Below are 21,330 nucleotides of genomic sequence, written 5' to 3'. Positions count from 1 at the left end.
TTTTGGCCCAAGTAGACGCAGTAACCGGCGCATTTCATCCAGTTGGCATGCGTTACACTTCCTTACCAAAATTATTATTTGGTATTGTTACCTGCTATTTCGTTTATTTCACCCCTAATTCTTTGAATCTCAGCAATCGGCACATTCGGGTCCGTGAGCGCCTGATCCAATTTAAATTTTAGTAGTTCCAGCTGGTTATCTTGCTGGGCATTCTTTTTGCTAACAAAGGTGGTGGGCAAGACCAGCTGCTGCTTCTGAATCTTCCAGGTGGTGAAATTGAGGTTATCCAAAAACTCTTGGTCGTGGGAAACGACGATTACGGCAAAGGGGTAATTTTTTAAAAATTCTTCTAGCGCTGTGATGGCTGATAAGTCCAAGAAGTTCGTTGGTTCATCCAGGATGAGCAGGTTGTGCCGGCCGAGCAAGACTTTAGCCAGCTTGAAGCAGATCAGTTGGCCGCCACTCAGGTTGCGGATTTCGGTTTGCAAAAATGGTCGCAGGTGCAGGTCGCCCAGCAATTGCAAAGTTGCAGTGTTGTCGAAGATACTCGTCCGTTGAATTTCTGCTTGCACGGTCTTGGATGACGTTCTTTCCCGGGACATATTTTGCCGAAAGAAGCCAATCTTCACCTTAGGATTAACCCATTCGTTGACTTTTTGCGTAGCCAATTGGCTTAGGAAGACGGACTTGCCGCTGCCGTTAGGCCCAACGAGCGCAATCTTCATGCCATTCTTGATTTTCAACTGACTGGGTATTGCAAACAAGTTTCGTTTCCCAATCGCAATTTTCTGCGGCTCAATTCGTAAGAGAGTGGTGTTTTTAGGCAATTCAAGGTTATCGAATTGTATATTATTGAGCGTGATTGAATGCCGCACTACCGGCTTTTTCAATTTAGCCGCTTCTTTTTCCATCCGGCCCTTGAGAATTGTGCTTGATCGCATTAACCGCTTTTGAATTTTACTTGAATCGGTGATTTTCCAGTCGGACCAAGATATATTCTTCTTCTTTTTAGTGGCACGTTTGCCTTTTTCTTCTTTTTGTCTTTGCGCCTTCTTCAATTTTTCAACGTGCTTTTTTTGATTACGGTAAGTAACTGTCTGCTTTTCCCGCTCCTTTTTCATCGCTTCGCAAAGCTGAACGTATGTTCCGCTGAATTGACTTACTTTTTTATCTTGTAATAACCAGACGGTGTTTACCGTTTGTTCCAAAAAATGGCGGTCATGACTAATAATTAAAACTGGTTGTGCCAAATTATTTACCAATTCAACTAGCCAGGACTGCTGGTCAATATCAAGATTAGACGTAGGCTCATCCAAAAACAATAGTCCAGTCCTGCAATGTTGTAGTCTATCCACTGCTTCTACAATAGCAGATTTTTCTTTTTCTCCCCCGCTCTCTTCATCATAATCCAGTATCTGGGGTACCGAGACAATTTGACAATTACGCTTTACCTGTCCTGTAATATCAAAAACCACTGGTTCATCATTTAACGCTTTGAGCAAAGTTGTTTTTCCAGCACCATTGTTTCCAATCAATCCGATGCGCTGTCCTTCTTGGATATTCAGACTACTTATGCGAAGCAGCTCTTCATTCTTATATTCAAGTTTAAGATTACTTATTTTGAGATATTCCATGCGGTGACACCTACCCTTCAGTAGCAGCTGCCAAAGTAAAAATTAGCAGCGAGCTTAACGGTTAATTGATTTCTGAAAGTCTGCTTATTTCCTGGGAAATTTTTTGAATCTCATTCATTGAAGAATCCGACCGGGCCATCAATTGATCTCGTTTAAATTTTAGAAGTTCCAGCTGGTTATCTTGCTGGGCATTCTTCTTGCTAACAAAGGTGGTGGGCAAGACCAGCTGCTGCTTCTGAATCTTCCAGGTGGTGAAATTAAGGTTATCCAAAAACTCTTGGTCGTGGGAAACGACAATTACGGCAAAGGGGTAGTTCTGCAAGAATTCCTCTAGCGCTGTGATGGCGGATAAGTCCAGGAAGTTCGTAGACTCATCCAGGATGAGCAGGTTGTGCCGGCCGAGCAAGACTTTAGCCAGCTTGAAGCAGATCAGTTGGCCGCCACTCAGGTTGCGGATTTCGGTTTGCAAAAATGGTCGCAGGTGCAGGTCGCCCAGCAGCTGCATGGTTGCAGTATTGTCGAAGATGCTCGTCCGTTGAATTTCTGCTTGCACGGTCTTGGATGACGTTCTTTCCCGGGTCATGTTTTGCCGAAAGAAGCCAATCTTCACCTTAGGGTTAACCCACTGCACAAGATTGTTCCGCCATAATTCTCCGAGAAAGACGGACTTGCCGCTGCCGTTAGGCCCAACGAGCGCAATCTTCATGCCATTCTTGATTTTCAACTGACTGGGTATTGCAAACAAGTTTCGTTTCCCAATCGCAATTTTCTGCGGCTCAATTCGTAAGAGAGTGGTGTTTTTAGGCAATTCAAGGTTATCGAATTGTATATTATTGAGCGTGATTGAATGCCGCACTACCGGCTTTTTCAATTTAGCCGCTTCTTTTTCAACGCGTTTTTCCAGCACTTTGCTTGAGCGCAGTATCCTTTTTTGCGTTCCGCCTAGATGAAGCTTCTTATCCTTCCAGTCGGACCAGGAAATATTCTTTTTCTTTTTATTGAATTGCTGACCCGTTAACTCGCGTTTTTTCTGGGCCTCTTTTAATTTGTGGACTTTTTTCTCCTGGAGCTGGTATTCAAGCGTCTGCTTCTCCTCTTCCTTCTCTTCCACTGCAACAAGCTCATCATAAGTACCACGATATTCCCTAACCTTGTGATCCTTAACCTGCCAAACCGTGTTAGCCGTTTGCCTCAAAAAATTCCGGTCGTGACTAACAATGATTAGGGGCTGGGGCAGGCTGTTGAGCAGCTGAACCAGCCAAGCCTGCTGCTCGATATCCAAGTTCGACGTGGGTTCGTCCAACATAAGCAGGCCATTGGGGTACTGCCGCAAGCGTTGAACCGCGGCAATGATCGCGGCTTTTTTACGTTCACCACCACTTTCCTCATCGTAGGTCAGAATCTGGGGCACTGAGATAATTTGACAATTGCGCTGGACTTGTCCTGTGATGTCAAAAACTACCGGTTCATTGTTCAAGACTTTGAGCAGTGTTGTCTTGCCGGCACCATTTGCTCCAATTAGTCCGATATGTTGTTTTTCTTGAACGTTTAAACTCGTCACTTCAAAGAGCTGTTCGCCCTGGTACTCTAGTTTGAGATTGTTTATTTTGAGATATTCCATGTGTAACACCCACTTTTAAACGGTGCTTTAGCTTTTGCGTAAAGAAAAAGCACTGCTAACCGATTGCCTAGAATCAGGTTAGCAGTGCACAAAAAGCCAGTGTCACAAAGAGACAACCGCACAAAGTTCATTACTAATTTCTGATCATAGGCAAAAGCATGCACAAGACGTGCACAGATTATTAATCCCTTTTTGCTTATTAATAAAATCAGAAATTAGTTCTTCATTTTAGGCAGTTACCTCGTTTTCTTAAGTTAGACTTAATATATCATTGTTTTTTAATTTTGCCAAGTAGTTTATCCAGTTTCTCTTAACGCGGAAAATCAGTCCACCTTGGCAAAGACCTCACACACCATCGGCGCTTGGGGGTAAAACTTTTTGCCCGCCCTTTCATATTCTTGCTTAAAAAAGCGGTCATGGATTTTCCGCCAGTTTTCATAAGTGCGATCGCCTTCATGGTAGGCATGTTCAACCGAAATCAAATTATAGGGCACAATTTCTACCACCTTTTCCTGGACCACACATACCGGACTCCCAGCGCTGGTCAGAACAATGCCCCACTCGCCGACTTGAGGCAATTCATCGTTCTGGTCGTATAACTCATAAGCCGACGTCGTTGCCGTTTTAATTCCACGCTTTACTAGAGCGGCCAGTCCGTCTGGATCATCGCCAAAGGCCCAGGCATCAACCGGCGTGTCCACTGCCATACTGTGCCGCTTGCAAAAATTTTGCCAAAAATCTTTAACTTCCTGGTTCATTATAGCCACCATTCCGGCGTTAATTCGCCTATTAGCGCTACCTTGCCCTGCTTGTAATCCAGCATCACTTCAACGCTCCGGTAATCTTTTTCCATCATCTCGACGATAAACTCGCGGCAGGCCCCGCATGGCGCACCGGTCTTGCCGTTGGACATCACGGCCAACACCCGGGCAATTCGCGTTTCGCCCTGCGTAATCATGTTAAATAGGGCATTGCGCTCAGCACAGACGCCTAATCCGCACGCCGTATCGATGCAGACCCCAGTATAAATCTGGCCGGATGCACCCAAGACCGCGGCCGCAACGCCGCCAGCCTCCATATGCGGTGACAGTGCGTGGAAGCCTTGCACGCGCTTGGCTGCCTGGTACATTTCTTGCCATTTTTGATCCATCATACATCTCCTTAATTGGCTCTGCAAAAATGCAGTCCATATCACTTCGACGTTAAATTTTTCGCCATGAGAATAAATTCATAGGTGCCCCCATTTGACGGTGCTTGTTCCGCGCCGGTGACCGTAAAGCCTGCCCTAGACCTTAAGGGCGCTCTTGTTGAAGCTGGCTACCGCTAGGATAATCGTATCGCGGTTTTGCATCCGCCGCACGTAGTCCTCAATCAACCGCATTAACTGGATGCCCAGGCCGTGGCCGGTTAAACTTGGAGCCATGCCCAGGCCAACTTCTATCTGGCCCGGTATGGTCGTCTCCTCCAGGCAGAAAAAAGCGACGAGTTGGCTCCCTTCGTCCAAGACCTGGAAGTAGCGGTCGCCCCGCAACGTGGGCGACATGATCTCCTCGTAGTCCTCTTGGTCATTTTCCATGTCATAGAAGGCGTACTCGCCATCGTAATGCCAATCTTGGGCAATAGCTGCTGCGTTCTCCTGCGTCAACTGCCCAATTGTCTGAAAGGTATTTTGCTTCATTGAATTCCTCTTTTGTTGAATTATAAAAGTAATTTTATATTAATTATATTTTAATAAATTTTCAAGTGCAAGCTTAATGCCCATTGATACCAAAAAACTCGTTGCTACCTAGATTATAGTAACAACGAGCTCAGAAATTTTTATCAGCTATATAGTATTGGTTAAGAGGCTACTTCTGCGTGGCTTGATATTTTTCAATTCCGTGCAGCAGGCGTTTAAGACCGTCTTCCACCATTGCTGGCGGGCAGGCCAGGTTCATGCGGATAAAGTCGTGGCCGTTGCCGCGGTAGACGCTGCCCGGCGAGACAATCAGGCCCGTTTCGCGCTGCAGGTATGCGGCTAGGGTTTGGCTATCCGAACTCACCGCATGCACGTCCAGCCACATGAGGTAGGTCGCCGTCCCCGCAACTACATGGACGCCGGGCAGGTGCAGGTCAATGAATTTTCGCGCATAGGCAAAGTTGTCGTTCAACTGCTTAAGCAGGGCTTGCCGCCAAGCGTGGCCCTCCTCGTAGGCCGCGATTGTCCCCGGAATGGCCAGCAGATTCGGCTCGGCCACCTCGTCACTGTTGAGACCACGGTTGACCATCGCCCGCAGGTTTTCACGTGGAACAATAACGGTGGCTGCATGCAGCGCCGCCACGTTGAAGGTCTTGCTGGGTGAAACAAGGGCGATCACATTATCTTGCGCCTTGCCCGTAACCGTAAAAGCCGGCGTGTAATCCTCACCTGAACGAACCAGGTCGCCATGGATTTCATCAGATACCAGCACCACATGATATTGGTGGCACAAGTCAGCCACCCGCTGCACTTCCGCACCCGTCCAGACTTTGCCAATTGGGTTGTGCGGGTTGCAGAAGATCATCATCGTAGTCAGTGGTTGGGCCAGCTTTTGTTCAAGATCATCCCAGTTAATCGCATAATCTTCACCATCAAAGAGTAAGTCATTGGATAAAACGTGGCGGCCGTTATTCTCAATCGAGTTATAAAACATGTTGTAGACTGGTGCCTGCACGAGAACGTTATCACCAATGTGGGAAGCGCGGCGGACAATCGCTGACAGTGCGGGGATAACGCCGGTGACGAAGATCATCCACTCGCTCTGCGGCCGGTGGCCGTGCTCCCGCTCATACCAGTCCGCCACAGCGGCAAAGTAATCGGCTCTTGGCCATTCGTAGCCAAACGCGCCCAGGTCAATCTTGTTTTTCAGTGCCCTGATTATTTCCGGCGCCGTTTTAAAGTCCATGTCGGCCAGCGCCATCGGAAGTTCACCCGGCTTGACATCCCACTTGACGGAATCAATCTGACTTCTATCCGGTGCGCTGCTAAAATCATACTTGTTCATTGTTAATCCCTTGGTTCTTGGTTTTGATCTGAATGTGTTGTCTTCAATCCAATTTTAGCACAAACAATTTCCGTTTGGTCGGGTTCAACCTTGTCTGAATCCACAATCAGCTCGCCAATTGCGGGGGCTGCAATCTTGCCCGAAATGGGGTTCTTGACGCTGTCAATTTTACTCGTGATTTCCGCTGTTACACGTGAAACGTATTCGAAGGCTAGGTCAGTGTGAAGCAGACTCGTATTTTTGATTTCTAACTCATCGATGTAGTTAAGCCCCTGCTCACTCTCAATCGTGCAGTTGACAAACTTAAGCTTGTGTCCGTTCCAAGCTAAATATTCGCCATCAATCGTGGAATCATAGACCGTTACGTTCTCACAGTTCCAGAACGCGTCCTTGGAAATAAAGGTTGAGTTATGCACCTCGACGTTTTTGGCACCGTCAAAGACATAATTGCCGATCACGCTGACGTGGTCCAGGTAGATGTCTTCGCTGTCCTTGCCGAAGTAGTCGCCGCTAATCGTGCTATTCGTGATCCTGATGTCCTTGCAGGTCCACATCGTCTCTTCCGCATTGGCAAAGTGCACGTGGTCAAGCACGATTCCTTGTGCCCGCCTAAAAAGCTTCGGCGCCTGGAGCGCGGAATTCCTGACCGTAATATTCTTGGTGTACCAGATTCCGCTGCGGGCCATCGTCTCAAAGGTGGTATTCTCAACTTCAACGTCTTCATCGTACCAAAGTGGATACTTCCACTTAAAAATCGAATCTTGCAGCTTAATGTTGCGCGCTTCTTTTAGCGGCGATTCGCCCTGGCCAAAGGTAACGCCCGTTAGCGTAGCATCCCTAAGGCCGAACAGGCTGCGCTCTCCTTCGTAATAATGGTTTTTGATGCTATTCATTTTTCATTCTTTCCATATATAATTTTGCGGTAAGTTTGTAGACTAAATGCGCGAAAGCCCCTTGCCTCCACGCACCTTTTTATGTCTATTAATTATCCGCCTCTAGCCGCGCAAATAAAAATACTTATTAGTTAGCCTTTTCAATTACAAAAAGTAATACTTCTTCATATTGCAAAGATATAACTATTGGTAATCGATCATAATTAGCAATCGGTATTTCCCATTACTGACTTTATGGCTAATAATGGTGTTAGAAAAGCTGCTGACGTCAGCAGCAATTATTAGCACTGCAAACATATTAAGGAGATTACATAATGGTTAAAAAACAAACAGCTGGTCGTGACAACTTGGGTGAATTCGCACCCAAATTTGCCGAATTGAATGATGACGTGCTATTTGGCGAGGTCTGGTCGCGTGAAGACAAAATGAGCGCACATGATCGGAGCTTAATAACCGTTTCAAGCCTAATAACCCAGGGCGTGCCCCAGGTAAAGGCTCACATAGCAATTGCTAAACAAAACGGCGTTACTAAAAGTGAAATGGTTGAACTAATCACCCATGTTGCCTTTTATGCCGGATGGCCAAAAGTCTGGTCAGCATTTGCAATTGCACAAGAGGTTTATTCGGATCAAAAATAATGTTTGGTGAAAAAGCCGCCTTGCAAGATAAGCTTTAGCTTATTTACGGAAATCACCATTTTATCAGAAGCACTTTAAAATATTATTTCACTCACGCTATTACAGAAAGGAGCGGCGCTGTTTCTGCACATTGACCTGCCTGCAGCTGCAAGAATTTATCCCGTATTAAATTTTTGCCTAACACTAATACCCCCATTTAAAAACGTACGCAGTAGGCATATGAACAGCAAATCGACGCCTAAACAAAAGATGTTAATTTTGAACATTAACGGCAAGCAATTTACCGCATCACTGGCCCCCAATTCCTCGGCTCAAGCACTAGTCGACTGGATTGGTTCCACTGAAAAGACCTTAAAATCAGATGACTATGGCAGCATGGAAAAAGTCGGCGAATTAGGCACAAACTTGCCGCAAAACGACCACCCAAGCCGGCGATCTGATTCTCTCTCAAGGGAACAAGCTTGTAATCTATTACGAGCCGAATTCATGGAATTTTACCAGACTAGGCAAAATCAACGACCTCAACGTTAAGGAATTCAAGCAATTGCTCGGCCACGGCCCGGTGACCGTCAAATTATTGATTATTTGTTTTTATGAGGGCAAATGTTCTTTTTAAACATTTGCCCTCACTTATCATGGGAAGAAGGAATTTCACTATGATTAGACCAAAAATAACGCTTTTTATTCTGACTTCACTAGATGGCCGGATTACCGGCGATTTTAGCAAAGCCTTGCCGACAAAATACACTTCTAAAATCTTCCAGCAAATAGGTTTCGAGCACTCGCTGACCGAAGACTATAACTTCCAAGGGTGGATCTACGGCAGCAACACCTCCACTTCATACTTTGCCAAGGGAACACCCGTTATCAATGAAGCGGTGCCCGAAGTGCCTGCGGGCGACTATATCAGTCCCGTTGCCCACGACGTTTACTACATTGCCTTAGACCGCAAGGGCCGCCTCAACTGGTCATCGGACACGACCAGCTACGAGGGGCATCCGGCTGGGGTAATTGAAGTATTAACCGATACGGCCAGCAACGGCTACAAGCACTTTCTGCGGGAACGAAATATTTCTTACCTAATGGCCGGACACGAAAATATTGACCTTCCCCTATTGTTGTCCAAGTTAGTCAAAATTTACCACATGAGCAATGTATTGTTAGGCGGCGGTGGCATCTTGAACTGGAGTTTCCTTTCGGCCGGGCTATGCGATGAAGTTGCAATGCTGGTCGCCCCGGCAATCGACGGGCAGCCCGACAGTGCACGCTTGTTCAACTCTGCGTTTACCCAAGATCCCCACCCGATTGGCTTTACGCTGAAGGAATGTCGCGTGCTAAAAGAAGGCAACCTGTGGCTGCGCTACACGCCCAACAACGTAAGTGCACGCGACAAAGTTGATCAGCAGGTTTAAGCCTTTGAAACAAAACTAATTAAAAATTGAACGCAAGCAAAACACCAAACTACTAGTATGTAATTTGGTGTTTTTTTAGTTTTATTTATCATTTAACGTATCAGAAATACAGCAATTGAATTTGTATACCTCAATGTTTTTGGAACCAGTAAAATTCGGGACATAAGAAATAATGCTGCTAGCATCCCTAACCAGTTCGTATTCTGCATTCTCTTTAACGTTGAAACATCAATTAAAGAAGCGCCCTGCTTCCTTACTTTTAACGTCATAATTATCCCCCGACTCTGAAACATCAATTATCTTTATACCGTAATTATGCGTGTAATACAGATACGAGCAAACTTGTCTTAGCAATTGATTACGTGATTTTAAATTATTTACCCAAAATAACCAAAATCTCTTAAAACAAAGGGTCTAATACCAATTCGTACTTGGCATTAGACCCTAATATATGATTTCCACATAAAAATTGTAAATCGCTCTGTTATTCAGCAATTTCTGCTACAACTGTACCTTTTTCAACTTTACCTTCAGCAGTCAAATTAACGAGCTTATCCTTTAAACTAGGGAATAACAAAATCATACTAGCTTTTTTACCCTTTTTTTCAATTAAATCCAGATCCATTTTTCCCAAAGCATCGCCCTGCTTAACCTCTTGGCCAGCCTCAACCTGAATCGTAAATGGTTCGCCCTTTAATTCAACCGTGTCGATTCCTAAGTGTAACAGAACTTCATGATCATGGTCATCGGTTAAACTAATGGCGTGTCGTGTTGGGAACACGGATACTACCGTACCAGTAACTGGTGAACAAATCTCACCGGCTGTTGGCTCAATCGCAAAGCCTGGACCCATCATCCCGCTTGAAAAAACACCGTCATTTAATTCTGTTAATTCTTCGATTGTTCCCGTCACTGGTGCTACAATTTCTTGCTTTTTACTCTTTTTTAAAAATCCAAACATCTTAAATCCCTTCAATAAAATGATTAATCCTAGTCAGTGCTTCCTTAATCTCAAAACGGGGCATTGCTAAATTAACACGGATAAAATCAAAACCATCCTGAACAAAGTCGAGGCCAGATTCCAGGATGACCCCCGTTTCAGTTGCCAGCTTTTGGGTCATCTCAATTCCGTTCATCCCTAGATCACTTACCTTAATCCAGAGCAAATAGGACGATTCCATCGGCATAAGCATCAACCGGTTGTCTTTTAGCATTGACTTGGCTAGGCGATAATTATCAGAAACATATTCAACCATTTGATGGCGCCAATCGGCACCCGTCTCGTATCCTGCAACTATAGCATTTACACCGAAAATATTTGGCGAAGTAATGGAGTTTTTACGATAATTATCACGTAACCTTGTGCGTAAAGCAGCATCGGATATTACAGAATAAGACGTTTTCAATCCGCCTAGGTTAAAAACCTTATTTGGCGAAACTAAATAAATTAAATTATCTAGGTATTTCCCGGGTAATTTTAGTGACGAATAATGCGTATCTTTATTATCCAGAATATGCTCGCTATGAACCTCATCGCTGACCATGATTACGTGATACTCTAAGCACAGCTTGGCAATATGTTCGACTTCTTCCTGCGTCCAAACACGGCCGGAAGGATTGTGGGGGTTGCAGAAGAAAAAGAGTGCGGGCTTTTGCCGTTTCATCTTTTCCTCTACATCTTGCCAGTCAATGTAATATCGGCAATCATCATGGATTTCTAGCGAGCTGGTAACAACAGGAATATCATTGTCCTTAGCACAACGTGCAAATGGTTCATAACACGGGGTTAGCATCATTACGCCATGCTGATTCGAACAAAATTGCTGCACCAAGTTATACATAGTAGCCACGCTGCCATAGCCTAAGGTAATCCAGTCCTTTTTTATATCCACATGATGACTGCTTTTTTGCCAATTAATCACTGCCGAATAGAATTTATCATAGGTATAGGTATAGCCAAAGGTGCCATTCTTGCTTATTTCTACTAAGGTATCAATAATTCCCCGTGGTGCCTTAAAATCCATATCGGCAATCCACATGGGAATAAAATCATCTTGAATCGGGCCAAAGCGTTTTTCAATAATAGAACGATCCCATTTACGGCAATGACTGGCACTACGATCTACTACTTCATCAAAGTTATACTTCATCAATTATCATATTCTCCCAATATTTTATCCTAAATTGTTTTCTTTACTAAGAAGTAGCCAATTTACCCTGCTGATCAATTAACTGATCAAACTTTTGCCGGACGGTTGCAATCTGGGTACCGATAATAACCTGTACATTGTGCTTGTCTAAAACAATCACGCCCAATGCACCGGCTTCTTTCAGTTGATTCTCATTAACAAGGTCAGTATCTCTAACAATTAAACGTAAACGTGTGACACAATTGTCAACGTTAACAATATTAGCTACACCACCTACGCCTGCTAAAATATTTGGTACGTTAAATCCACTTTCATCCTTGTTATCAGCACTAGACTCTTCACGCCCGGGCGTTTTCAAATTAAACCTCTTAATTGCCCAGCTAAAGACAAAGTAGTAGGCCGCAAACCAGACGGCACCGACAATTGGAACAAGCCAATATTTAGTTTGTGGTCCCTGAAGAACCCCAAAAATCAACCAGTCTAAGATACCACCGTCTGTGTTGCCAATTCCAACTTTTAATAGAGCCATGACCATGTAGCCCAACCCAGACATAACACTGTGGAACAGGTACAATGCCGGTGAAATAAACAGGAATAAGAACTCAATTGGCTCAGTAATTCCCGTTACAAAAGAAGCAATTACCCCCGATATTAGCAATCCCTTAATCTTTCTTCGATTCTTAGGAAATGATGTTTTATAGATTGCTAACGCAACTGCCGGCAAAGCGAACATCATTGTTGGCATGTAACCCTGAGACAGAAATGCCGTTGCACTATGGCTAATTGGCAATCCATGCTGCAGTTGCTGGTAAAAAATATTTAGCGCACCAACCACTTTATGGCCAGCTACAATCGCCGTGCCACCTGCCTGCGTAAATCTGACCATTGCAAGCAAAATGTGGTGCAATCCAAACGGAATAAGCAAGCGAATACAAGTACCGTAGATAAACGGACCAAAAATACCCGCCTTTTGGATAATCAAGCCGATCCAATTAATAATTGCGGCAAAAACCGGCCAAATTATTGGAATAATTAAACCCACAACTGCTAAAACAACTGCTGACATAATCGGCACGAACCGGACGCCACTAAAGAAAGCAAATGAATCGGGCAATTGTGTTTTATAAAACCGATTATGCACGACATAGACAATCAAACCTACAACAATACCACCTAAAACACCCATTTCAATTGTTTGAATTCCAAAGGTATTTGATTGGCCGGCTGCTTGCATCTTGCTTACCGGTGCCAATTGTTTGGTAATAGTCAAATAAAAGTTGATTGCCATATTCATGACAAAATAACCAATAAAACCCGAATAGGCGGCAATTCCCTTTTCTTCGCGTACCAAACCTAACGGAATCGCCATTGCAAACATAATTGGCAAGTACGTGAAGGCAAAGCCACCAATAGTTGACAGAAACGAGAATACCAGGTGAACAGGTTGTGCCTGCAAGATTGGCACTAGTTTCATCATGCTTGGGCTTGAAAATGCACTGCCAATTCCTAAAAACAAGCCCATAAAAGCTAATAAAGAAACCGGCAGCATAAATGTCTTACCAAGTCCTTGGAAAAATTCCCAAGCAGTTACTTTTTCACTGTTTTCGTCTTTCTTTTTCTTTTTCATTATTGTCTTCCTCCTGTATACGCTTACAAATTAAAACAGACATTGCACTGAATTTCTAGCTTTCTTCAGCGTAATGTCTGCATTTACAATTTTTGTAATTGCTTACAATTTGTATTCATAAAGGTACTCATCAACAATGATTTCAACTATTTGAATTAAGGGTACCCTAGTCGACAGGTCAATATCATGGTATGAAATATTGGGAACCTGTACTTCAAAGGCCTCACTAACCATACGTGCAAGCGAACTATTAACACTGCCAATAACTCCTACTGTATTAACATGCCTTTTAAACAAAGTTTCAGCGTAACTGCCCATAACCGGTGTCTCACCGGAACAAGAGATTAGAAAAACCAAGTCTTCAGGATCAATTGTGGAAACAACACGTTCAATCTCATCCCATTCAGATCTATTGGAGGCGTTTTTACCAGCAAACATTAGCCGCCTGGCACCGTCAACAGCTACCGTATAAGATGGTCCCAAACCCAAAAATTCTATATGATGGGCTTGATTAATTAATTTTGTTGCACGGTGCAACTTAGTCAAATCTAAATCATCGCGGACAATACTTGGTATCTGCGTTGGGTGCTGTAAAAAATTTGCTTTAGTTACTTGTTCTGGCTCTTCCCCATTAATTGCTTCCTGCAAGTAAAATTTAAATTCTGCTAAATTATGGTACCCCAGCTTTTTAATTGTGCGACTAACCGTTGCAGTTGAAACATAAGTATTCTTGGCAATTTCAATGTTGTCTTCACGCAAAAAGGCCGTTGGGTGCTTGACTAGGTATTCATATACCTGACTTTCTGATGAACTTAGATTTACTTGTTGCCTAGCCAGTTTTCTAAAAAATAAGGACATAAATAATCATCCAATCTATATTTTAATTAATTTAAGCGAGTTACATATAGCTTTAAACAAAGACTAAAAAATAAAGCTTTACTAGCTTAATGCTTAATCTAATTAAAAAATCACATTACTTTGATTCGGTTTGCTTAATCATACCATTATACTTGCTAACTTATGATCCATTAATCAAATCATTTTTGGCGCAAAAAGCAGCGCATATTTATAACCCCTGTTGGCTTTTCCCCTACCTTCTCCTGTCGCTTGCAACGGGTGGCAGAATAAGAAACGTGATGCCCACGTCCAATAATATAAGCGCAATTAATGAATTGAAATCTAAAATATAGTACAAAATACTTACGCAGATCACTACCATGCCCTCAATTTGGTCCCACTTTTGTGCCGTGGTCATGTCGTCTTTTTTGATTGTCTGCTGGTGGGCAACCCACTTGGTTTTCACCCCGAATAATGGCAACGAACACAAAATCGCAAACGTACCAAAAAGGAGCAGGCCAATCTTGCTTTTATTCACAAAATATTTGAAGAGGGCAAAGACAATCTGCACGATAAGCAAAATTTCCAGTGCGTGTTTTTCCGACAGCTTGTTAGTAAACATGTTTTCCCTCACTTGATAAACGAAGATTAGGACGGCAATATATATCTGATTATATTATATGTATTTAAATGTGCAAGAATATTTAATGCTGACCAACAAAAAATGTCGTAAAGCTCGCCCAAGCAAAAACAGGAGAAAGCAATTGTGCTTTCTCCCGTCTTAAAATATTCATTCTGGCGCAGTTTGACCGCCAAGTCAAAGGGCCATTATTTCCGCGTAAGCTTGATCGATTCGAGGGTCGACTCAATTATCTGCCCCTCGGTCAGCTCAGCCGTTACATGCGTGACGTAATCTTCATCCGGCGTTGCAGACATCATCTCGTTGATGGTGTCTCCATCATCATTTTCGCTAGATATTAGGTTGCCAATACCGCGCAGGCCGCTGATCACGTAGCGCCCGGGCTTAATGTCGCGGCCCACCATCCAAAAGCCGGCGCCTAGGACATTTTGGTAGGTATACTTGCTCGGCGTGGGCGTAAAGCTAGTCGCCTCAATGCCCTCGATGCTGATCTTGTCGCCCTTAAGCAGGTTGGTCGTGAACGAAGACAATTCATCGCTGTCAACATCAGGGCCAAGAATGATATTGATGGTTGCCGTCGCATTGGACAGGTTGCCGCTGCCGCGCACGGCCCTGATTACGTAGCGGCCCGGCTTGATGTCCTGGCCCACGTAATACCTGCCGGCGCCCAAGGTAACCGGCCGGCCGGGGTTCCTGTCGTAAAAGTCGTAGTCCTTCTCTTTGGCCGCCGCCGGAATCGCCTTCTTTTTTGGCACCTTCTTAGCAACAGGCTTAGCTTTCTTGTGCGGCTTTTTGGCAGATTTAGCCGTTTTCTGAGTCTGGTGACTTTCCGCCCGGTCAGTTCGGTCACCCTGATCAGCTTCTGAGCCCACCGCAACGAACCATGCAATTATGAAAAACACAATCAGTGCCCATGACCACCAACGCCGGGTCAACAGCTTCCGGGGCGGCTTAGTGCCCTTGGCCTTTGCGACCTGATAGGATTCCGTTTTCTTGATTTTGCGGTCGTCAACAATCATAAAGATGATGAACGCGGCGAGGGCAATGAACCATACGATAGCCAATTTCTTCCTCCTTAAAGCGATTGCCACAGGTTTTGCGTCACTGGCGTTGTGGACATCTGACATTTTATTGATCAGCAGACTTCAGCAGCACGCCGATCAGCCCTTCTTTTCCTTGATATAGGCAATAAGTTTCAGCATCAGCGGCTTGCAGAAGGCGTAGGCGATGCGGACCGTCCAATAGGCAATAACTACCATTACAATGAATATCATTATGAAAAACAGACAGCCAAAACCTTCCCATGCTTCATCACTTATCATCATTGCACTTCCTTCCCGCTTTACCGCTGATAATCGCCGGCCATTACAATTGCCGCCTACTTCTTGCTCCCAATCAGCTTTTCAATCAGAGCATCTTTCCTGGCACCGTCAACAATCCGGTAGTTGGACTGCCACAGCGTCTTGCTCTTGCCCGTCTGCTGCGGGTTTGTGTCGGTGTCAAAGGTGTTCTGCACGAGCCGCGTGCCGACCTTCTCCCAAATATCAATCGGGTCAAACTCCCAGTGCACGTCCTGCTTGTCCTGGTCAAAGGCTAGCAGTGCACGGAAGGCGCCAAAGATCGGCATCATGAAGCCGGCAGAGATGTCATACTTGAGCGGTCTGCGCGTGTATTCCGACTTGAACTGTTCCCTGTTCTCAATGCCCCGCACGGCGCCGAAGTCAGCCTTCTGGTCGTTTTCCTGCTTGAATTCACGGTACTTGGCAGGCATTTCGGCCTGAATGGTTTCGTATAATTCCACCAGTGCCGGGATTTGGGGCGCCAACAGCTTGTAGACGTTGTCCTGCTTGTCGTATTCCCGCTTGTAATCCTGGAAGACCATGGCCTTCCCAGAATAAGCCGCCCTCGGCACTTGACTATCATTCGGAAACTTCTTAATATTAAAGGCAAACATCAACTTAATCAGGTCGACGATCGGAATGTTCTTCTTGTCGTTGTCCTTGTAAGCAATGTCGTTTGCATAAGGCTCATCGGCAATAGCCTGCTTGATGATGTCAAAGTTGTTGTCCAATTCGTACAGTGCGATATCGCTCACCTGCACGGAAGTGTTGCGGGCATCGGTTAGAGCATTAACGTCCAGCTTGTTGCCGACCACAATTTCCAGTCTGACAAACTTGTCGACATCGGTCGGGGCAGCGTCCCGGTTTTCAATAATCGCGGTGTAGGTATGACCGCCGTCCAGCACGCCGTACTGCTTAAGATCATCACCAAAGTCGACGGTCAACACGCCAGTTGTGTGGTTAAAGGATACGTCCTTAGCCGTGAGCACAAGCCCGCGGTTGTTGATGTCAAAGCTGTTGTTCGAATCCTTGACCGCCTTGATCAGTTGCCTGGCAACGGACGTGGTCATCTTCGGCTTTCTGGGGTTAACCTCAAGCGACAAATCCGCGGGCAGGTCATTAAAGTTGACCCACGCAAAGTAGGTCTTAATGTTGGGGTCCGATGGTGAAATAATCGTCCTGACCGCCACAACCTTGATTTCTTTTTTACTCATTTTGATAATACCTCCAAAAAAACTATTCGGCTTGAGCATGTTTGCTAAACCTTGATTCATATCTTATAATAAAGCTTGAAAAATCTGCAAGGAACCATGGTTACAAATTATGACGGTAAAACAAGAATTAAAAACAAATCTAATCGAAATTGGCAAGATTATTAGGAACCATAGGGCGGATTTGATGCTGCCCAAGTCTTCCCGCGACTACTTCATCCAGGACCGGGTGGCAATGCATCTATTGCCCGCGGACTGGTTGTCCGAAAAATCCCTGACCAACATTGAGAACGGCCGCAACCTGCCGAGCATCGTCACGCTGAAAGCGCTATCTGTTGCGCTTGAGGTTGACTTCATCGGCCTGATTAAAGAGATTGAGCCCTACCTCTACTAAAAAATCAATTTAACGCAAAAAAGCGGCACCCGTCTATTCTTCTGAATAAGCAGATATCGCTTTTTGAATTGTTATTATGTTTTAAAATTATGCTTTCTAGCTCTCTGCAATGAAGTGATACATATCACCCGACTGAATGTAGTTAACCTGAAGTTCATGACTGTTAATTGCGTCGGGCAACCACGCTGCCATGTAACGCATCCCCGCCTCTTCGGTATTGAAGTGCCCAATCTGCACGATGGACTTGTTCAGGCCCAGCATGTTGCTGTCACGAATATATTCTGCCAGCGTAAAGTCAATCATCTCCAACGTCAATACGCAGTCGATTTTTTCTTTATCAATCAAGGTAATTAAATCGTTGGCACCACCTAGGTTATGAAACGGAATTATTGCCTTCTTTACCGGCGTATCAGGATTGCCCTCGATTCTGCAGCCATTCAGATGCAGCGCCGAAACCAGGTGTTCACCGATTCTTCTTGCAGTTGTCTTTTGGGGAAATACCAAGTATAGTGGCGTGCCAGCAAAGTTCTTCAGATACTGGGTCCACCCCAGCTCCTTGACGTAGCCGTAAAATATGCCATCGGCCCATCCGTCAGGGCTTTCGCTAGCGGGTATACCCGAATGAATATGATCATGATCACGCCTGACCACAATTTGGTACTTGTCTAAAAGCTTGCGTTTGGCCGCAAACGTCGCATTTTCAGCCTCTTCAAGCCAGTCAGTGTAATCGCCATGATTCCAAAACATTGCCTCGTGGCAAATAATCAGGTTGGCTCCCCGTTTATGCGTCTTTTCAATCACGTCTACGCTGGGCCAGCACGTTGTCACAATGCCTGTGCACTTGTCATTTAAATGCTCCTGGCCGTAAAGCACCTTGTCCCTATCAGTGTCATGACCCAGTTTAGCAAGCTTGCCCGCGCTCTTTTTGCCATTAAGTTCTTCTGTATCGGCCTCACCACGTTCGTACTGAACTAGATTGTCAATCACTTGTGCTATTTTCATTAACCATCACCTGCTATTCGTCCTCTACGCTATTCTCAATTTGTTTTAAGTGAATGACCAGATAGAGCCGTTCGCTGCTATTCAACTGATAATCCAGTTCCTGATAAAAGTAATCTTGCAATTTTTTTAATGTCTCCTTTAATTCGGGAAACTGCTTCAAAAACGACGTAAGAATTTTTTTGTTGTCCGATGACGGATCATCTATATAAGTATTGCTGCCCTGGATCTGCGTCAGCAAAAAGCGCAAGTGAACCGTCAACCGTTCAAGAGCAGTGGGCTGCGCTGGATAGCCTAAATTCGCAATAATTATTTGCAGGACTTTGCTTAAATGCAGCGCAACAAAATTCTCACTTGTTGGCCGCTTTTCGTTAATCGGGCTCATTTCATTTTCTACAAAGTGAATTGCAATCAATCCGGCTTCTCCGGGCGGCAGCGAAACGTTGAACGTTGCGTTTATTCGCTTAACGCTTTCACTGGCTTCTGCATACTCCAATGGGTATACTTCCTTAACGCTGACCAGCGAGGAGACATCGTGCTTGCTGCTCCTTTTAACGGCAAAGTAGATATGATCAGCCAGACTGATAATCAAAAACTGGTTGAAAGTTGTCCCCAACTTTTTTTGCGCGTGTTCAATGATATTTTTAGAAACCGCTAAGTACTCAAGCGGCACGCTTTCCAGCAAATTTGAGAGCGAGTTGAGCCAGCCTGAATCCTTAATGTTTTTGATAAAAGTCTGTACGCCCTTGCCTTTGGATATTTCATCACCCGGACGCTTCTTAAACCCGATTCCGTTGCCAAAAAGAATTGCTTGCTGGTTGTTTTGATCGCTGACCAAAACAACATTGTTGTTGAAGACCTTTATTACTTTCATGTTTATTCCCTATTCATCATCTGCTTCGTCATCACCATCGTATTCGTTCATGTAAATCATCTGCTGTTTAGCCTGATCAACCAGCTTAATTATCTTTTGCCGCGTCAAGCATTCACTAGGGTCCAGCACGATTGACAATGCAAGAGCAAGATTTATCCCCGTAATAACATTGATGTGATGCTCTTTAATCAGTTGCGTGCTGTTTTGATTGACGCTGCCGCCCAGCAAATCTGTCAACAAAAAGATCTGGTCATGCTCGTCAAAGCCATTAATCAACGCGGAAAGTTCTGCGGTGGGAAATTCATTTTCTCCGTTCTGATAAGCACAAATGTAATGCAGATTGCGGACATCACCAGCAAAAAAATTGATTGTTTCGGCCATGCCTTGGGCCAACGTCTTGTGTGAAATAATTACTATTTGTTTCATTTTAAGCCTTAAAAATACCCAGCGCTGCACCAGCCATTGCAATAACAATTACTAATAAAATCAGCGTAGTCATCTTACGTCCCTTTTTCAGCATCCAGTATAGTAGTCCCGTTAAGAGTACCGGCAGCAGCCCTGGCATTATCTGATCAAGGATTTGCTGACCCGTTAGGGAAACCCCCGCCTGGCTAAATTTTAGAGCCAGTTGAAAATTGATGGTTGATGGAATAATCGCACCGATCACTGCAATCCCCAAAATCGAAACGGCATCGGTCAGAGCAGCAAGCTGACCACTCATGTTGGTCATTAAGGATGTACCAGAATCATAACCCACGTGATATGCAAAAGAACGAAGGAAGAAAAACAGGGCATAAACGGCAAAGTAGACCCACATGCCAATGCTATTACCGTGCTTGCCCATCGAGGCCGCAATTGCACCCAGCACCGTTGGGAATAAGACCCAAATCAGCGTATCGCCAATGCCCGAAAATGGTCCCATCAAGGCTGTCTTCAAATCCTGAACTGCCTGCAATGACTTGTTCTTGCCCTTTTCTTCGATAGCCAAAGTAGCACCCGTAATAATCGGTGACATCCACGGATTGCAGTTATAAAACTTGAATTGGTTATCGATTGATGCCTGCAAGCCATCCGGATCATCCCTATAGATTTTGCTGAGAGCTGGGAAGAGCTCCCAAACTAAGGTGGCGGCGAAACCACTATCGTAGTTATACGTGCTGATAGCCAGGTAGTGCCGTCTCATGGCCCGCCATAAATCTTTTTTAGTTAAAACGCGGCCATCTTGTCTAGTTTCATTTTCTTTACTCATCTTCCATATCCTCCTGGGTTAATCCGTTAACAGTAGCACCTGCATTGGTTTCTTTGCCCTTCGAATAATTCATAAACGTTGGAATTGCACCTGCAATACCGATTAGGGCGACACCCAAGACAGGCATCTTTAGGTAGGCAGTTAGCGCAAAGCCCACCAGCAGCCAGTAACCGTATTTTTTCAGCGGCATATAGGTCAGAAGCATTGCCATACCAACAGCCGGAAGCATGCCGCCGGCCACGTTAAGGCCAACGGTAAACCAAGCGGGCATAAAGTTTAAAATGCTGCTGACAACGGTCTTACCGAATAGCACCGCAATAAAGACAGGAACGGCTGATTCCAGTGGCATCAGTGCAGTCATTACCGGAATAAGCATCCTCATCTTGCGATACTGACGTTTATCGGCCAGTTCGTGTGCCTTATTGGTAATAAAGGAATTGAGAATTTTTAACAAAACGTCCAGTTGGATACAGATCATCCCCACGGGAACGCCTAGAGCCAACCCTGCGGCCATGCCCTTGCCTGTGCTAATAGCAACAGCCGTAGAAATTATTCCGGCAACAGCATAATCAGGCGTTGAACTGCCACCCAAGGCAGCTACGCCCAGAGACATTAGCTGAACAGTGGCACCAACAACCAGGCCCATTTGAAAATTACCCAAAAGGGCGCCTACAACACCAGACCAGAACATATAATTCATAGGTACAATCTGTGTCGTTTCAAAATCTAGTCTTTGGATGTATGCAATTAACGTTATCAAAATTACCTGCCATACTGTGAAACCCATT

The 21,330-nt window shown here is 44.8% G+C and carries 22 protein-coding genes and 1 pseudogene; 4 read left to right on the top strand and 19 right to left on the bottom strand.

Features of this window, described 5'->3' with window-relative positions; all coding sequences use genetic code 11:
• Positions 1-74: 74 nt before the first annotated feature.
• The 7 genes from AC2JF8_RS04915 to AC2JF8_RS04885 form a co-directional block, all read right to left on the bottom strand.
• Positions 75-1,634: an ATP-binding cassette domain-containing protein gene (locus AC2JF8_RS04915; protein WP_500761588.1), complete on the bottom strand. Its 1,560-nt coding sequence runs from the start codon at positions 1,632-1,634 to the stop codon at positions 75-77.
• A gap of 61 nt (positions 1,635-1,695) precedes the next feature.
• The gene (locus AC2JF8_RS04910) at positions 1,696-3,255 is read right to left on the bottom strand and encodes an ATP-binding cassette domain-containing protein (RefSeq protein ID WP_500761586.1); all 1,560 of its coding nucleotides are present in this window, start codon (positions 3,253-3,255) and stop codon (positions 1,696-1,698) included.
• A gap of 323 nt (positions 3,256-3,578) precedes the next feature.
• On the bottom strand, positions 3,579-4,013 hold the full coding sequence (locus AC2JF8_RS04905) for an ASCH domain-containing protein (protein WP_500761583.1): 435 nt from the start codon (positions 4,011-4,013) through the stop codon (positions 3,579-3,581).
• Positions 4,013-4,405: a cytidine deaminase family protein gene (locus AC2JF8_RS04900; protein ID WP_500761770.1), complete on the bottom strand. Its 393-nt coding sequence runs from the start codon at positions 4,403-4,405 to the stop codon at positions 4,013-4,015. The genes AC2JF8_RS04905 and AC2JF8_RS04900 overlap by 1 nt, the downstream gene beginning before the upstream one ends.
• A gap of 135 nt (positions 4,406-4,540) precedes the next feature.
• Positions 4,541-4,933, bottom strand: coding sequence for a GNAT family N-acetyltransferase (locus tag AC2JF8_RS04895; RefSeq protein WP_500761581.1), 393 nt, complete (start codon positions 4,931-4,933; stop codon positions 4,541-4,543).
• Positions 4,934-5,102: 169 nt separating this feature from the next.
• A complete protein-coding gene (locus AC2JF8_RS04890) occupies positions 5,103-6,278 on the bottom strand; it encodes a MalY/PatB family protein (RefSeq protein ID WP_500761579.1) in 1,176 nt (391 codons plus the stop codon).
• 2 nt (positions 6,279-6,280) lie between these two features.
• Positions 6,281-7,171, bottom strand: a complete 891-nt coding sequence (locus tag AC2JF8_RS04885) for a DUF3737 family protein (RefSeq protein WP_500761577.1) — start codon at positions 7,169-7,171, stop codon at positions 6,281-6,283.
• A 314-nt stretch (positions 7,172-7,485) separates the two neighbouring features.
• Here AC2JF8_RS04885 and AC2JF8_RS04880 point away from each other — a divergent pair, with 314 nt between their 5' ends.
• The 3 genes and pseudogenes from AC2JF8_RS04880 to AC2JF8_RS04870 all read left to right on the top strand — a co-directional run bounded on the left by AC2JF8_RS04880 (position 7,486) and on the right by AC2JF8_RS04870 (position 9,221).
• Positions 7,486-7,809, top strand: a complete 324-nt coding sequence (locus AC2JF8_RS04880) for a carboxymuconolactone decarboxylase family protein (RefSeq protein ID WP_500761575.1) — start codon at positions 7,486-7,488, stop codon at positions 7,807-7,809.
• Positions 7,810-8,028: 219 nt separating this feature from the next.
• A pseudogene (locus AC2JF8_RS04875) lies at positions 8,029-8,425 on the top strand (cyclophilin-like fold protein).
• Positions 8,426-8,465: 40 nt separating this feature from the next.
• Complete coding sequence (locus tag AC2JF8_RS04870; RefSeq protein ID WP_500761573.1) at positions 8,466-9,221, top strand: dihydrofolate reductase family protein; 756 nt, start codon at positions 8,466-8,468, stop codon at positions 9,219-9,221.
• A gap of 484 nt (positions 9,222-9,705) precedes the next feature.
• Here AC2JF8_RS04870 and AC2JF8_RS04865 read toward each other — a convergent pair whose 3' ends face one another.
• The 7 genes from AC2JF8_RS04865 to AC2JF8_RS04835 form a co-directional block, all read right to left on the bottom strand.
• Positions 9,706-10,182 (bottom strand): PTS sugar transporter subunit IIA, encoded by a 477-nt coding sequence (locus AC2JF8_RS04865; protein WP_500761571.1) that lies wholly within the window; start codon positions 10,180-10,182, stop codon positions 9,706-9,708.
• A 1-nt stretch (position 10,183) separates the two neighbouring features.
• Complete coding sequence (locus AC2JF8_RS04860) at positions 10,184-11,371, bottom strand: MalY/PatB family protein (protein WP_500761768.1); 1,188 nt, start codon at positions 11,369-11,371, stop codon at positions 10,184-10,186.
• 46 nt (positions 11,372-11,417) lie between these two features.
• A complete protein-coding gene (gene malX / locus AC2JF8_RS04855; protein ID WP_500761569.1) occupies positions 11,418-12,998 on the bottom strand; it encodes a maltose/glucose-specific PTS transporter subunit IIBC in 1,581 nt (526 codons plus the stop codon).
• Between the two features lie 102 nt (positions 12,999-13,100).
• Positions 13,101-13,856 carry a MurR/RpiR family transcriptional regulator gene (locus AC2JF8_RS04850; RefSeq protein ID WP_500761567.1) on the bottom strand — a complete coding sequence of 252 codons (756 nt, stop codon included), beginning with the start codon at positions 13,854-13,856 and terminating at the stop codon, positions 13,101-13,103.
• 232 nt (positions 13,857-14,088) lie between these two features.
• Positions 14,089-14,457, bottom strand: coding sequence for a hypothetical protein (locus AC2JF8_RS04845; protein WP_500761565.1), 369 nt, complete (start codon positions 14,455-14,457; stop codon positions 14,089-14,091).
• A gap of 206 nt (positions 14,458-14,663) precedes the next feature.
• Positions 14,664-15,539 (bottom strand): hypothetical protein, encoded by an 876-nt coding sequence (locus AC2JF8_RS04840; protein WP_500761563.1) that lies wholly within the window; start codon positions 15,537-15,539, stop codon positions 14,664-14,666.
• Between the two features lie 314 nt (positions 15,540-15,853).
• Positions 15,854-17,029, bottom strand: a complete 1,176-nt coding sequence (locus tag AC2JF8_RS04835) for an AIPR family protein (protein ID WP_500761561.1) — start codon at positions 17,027-17,029, stop codon at positions 15,854-15,856.
• A gap of 109 nt (positions 17,030-17,138) precedes the next feature.
• Here AC2JF8_RS04835 and AC2JF8_RS04830 point away from each other — a divergent pair, with 109 nt between their 5' ends.
• Positions 17,139-17,420: a helix-turn-helix domain-containing protein gene (locus AC2JF8_RS04830; protein ID WP_500761559.1), complete on the top strand. Its 282-nt coding sequence runs from the start codon at positions 17,139-17,141 to the stop codon at positions 17,418-17,420.
• Between the two features lie 96 nt (positions 17,421-17,516).
• Here AC2JF8_RS04830 and AC2JF8_RS04825 read toward each other — a convergent pair whose 3' ends face one another.
• The 5 genes from AC2JF8_RS04825 to AC2JF8_RS04805 are packed head-to-tail and all read right to left on the bottom strand — an operon-like array spanning position 17,517 to position 21,329.
• Positions 17,517-18,422: a Nif3-like dinuclear metal center hexameric protein gene (locus AC2JF8_RS04825; RefSeq protein ID WP_500761557.1), complete on the bottom strand. Its 906-nt coding sequence runs from the start codon at positions 18,420-18,422 to the stop codon at positions 17,517-17,519.
• A gap of 13 nt (positions 18,423-18,435) precedes the next feature.
• Positions 18,436-19,293, bottom strand: coding sequence for a PRD domain-containing protein (locus AC2JF8_RS04820; protein ID WP_500761555.1), 858 nt, complete (start codon positions 19,291-19,293; stop codon positions 18,436-18,438).
• A gap of 9 nt (positions 19,294-19,302) precedes the next feature.
• Positions 19,303-19,719 (bottom strand): PTS sugar transporter subunit IIA, encoded by a 417-nt coding sequence (locus tag AC2JF8_RS04815; RefSeq protein WP_500761553.1) that lies wholly within the window; start codon positions 19,717-19,719, stop codon positions 19,303-19,305.
• 1 nt (position 19,720) lies between these two features.
• Entirely contained in the window at positions 19,721-20,542 is an 822-nt protein-coding gene (locus tag AC2JF8_RS04810; protein WP_500761551.1) for a PTS system mannose/fructose/sorbose family transporter subunit IID, read from the bottom strand.
• Positions 20,535-21,329, bottom strand: coding sequence for a PTS mannose/fructose/sorbose/N-acetylgalactosamine transporter subunit IIC (locus AC2JF8_RS04805; RefSeq protein ID WP_500761549.1), 795 nt, complete (start codon positions 21,327-21,329; stop codon positions 20,535-20,537). Before AC2JF8_RS04805 ends, AC2JF8_RS04810 begins: the two co-directional genes overlap by 8 nt.
• Position 21,330: the final 1 nt, after the last annotated feature.

It is taken from the genome of Lactobacillus sp. CA30L (genome assembly GCF_059900845.1).
The sequence above is the reverse complement of the archived record's forward strand: the minus strand, read 5'-3'. Positions and strand labels throughout refer to the sequence as shown.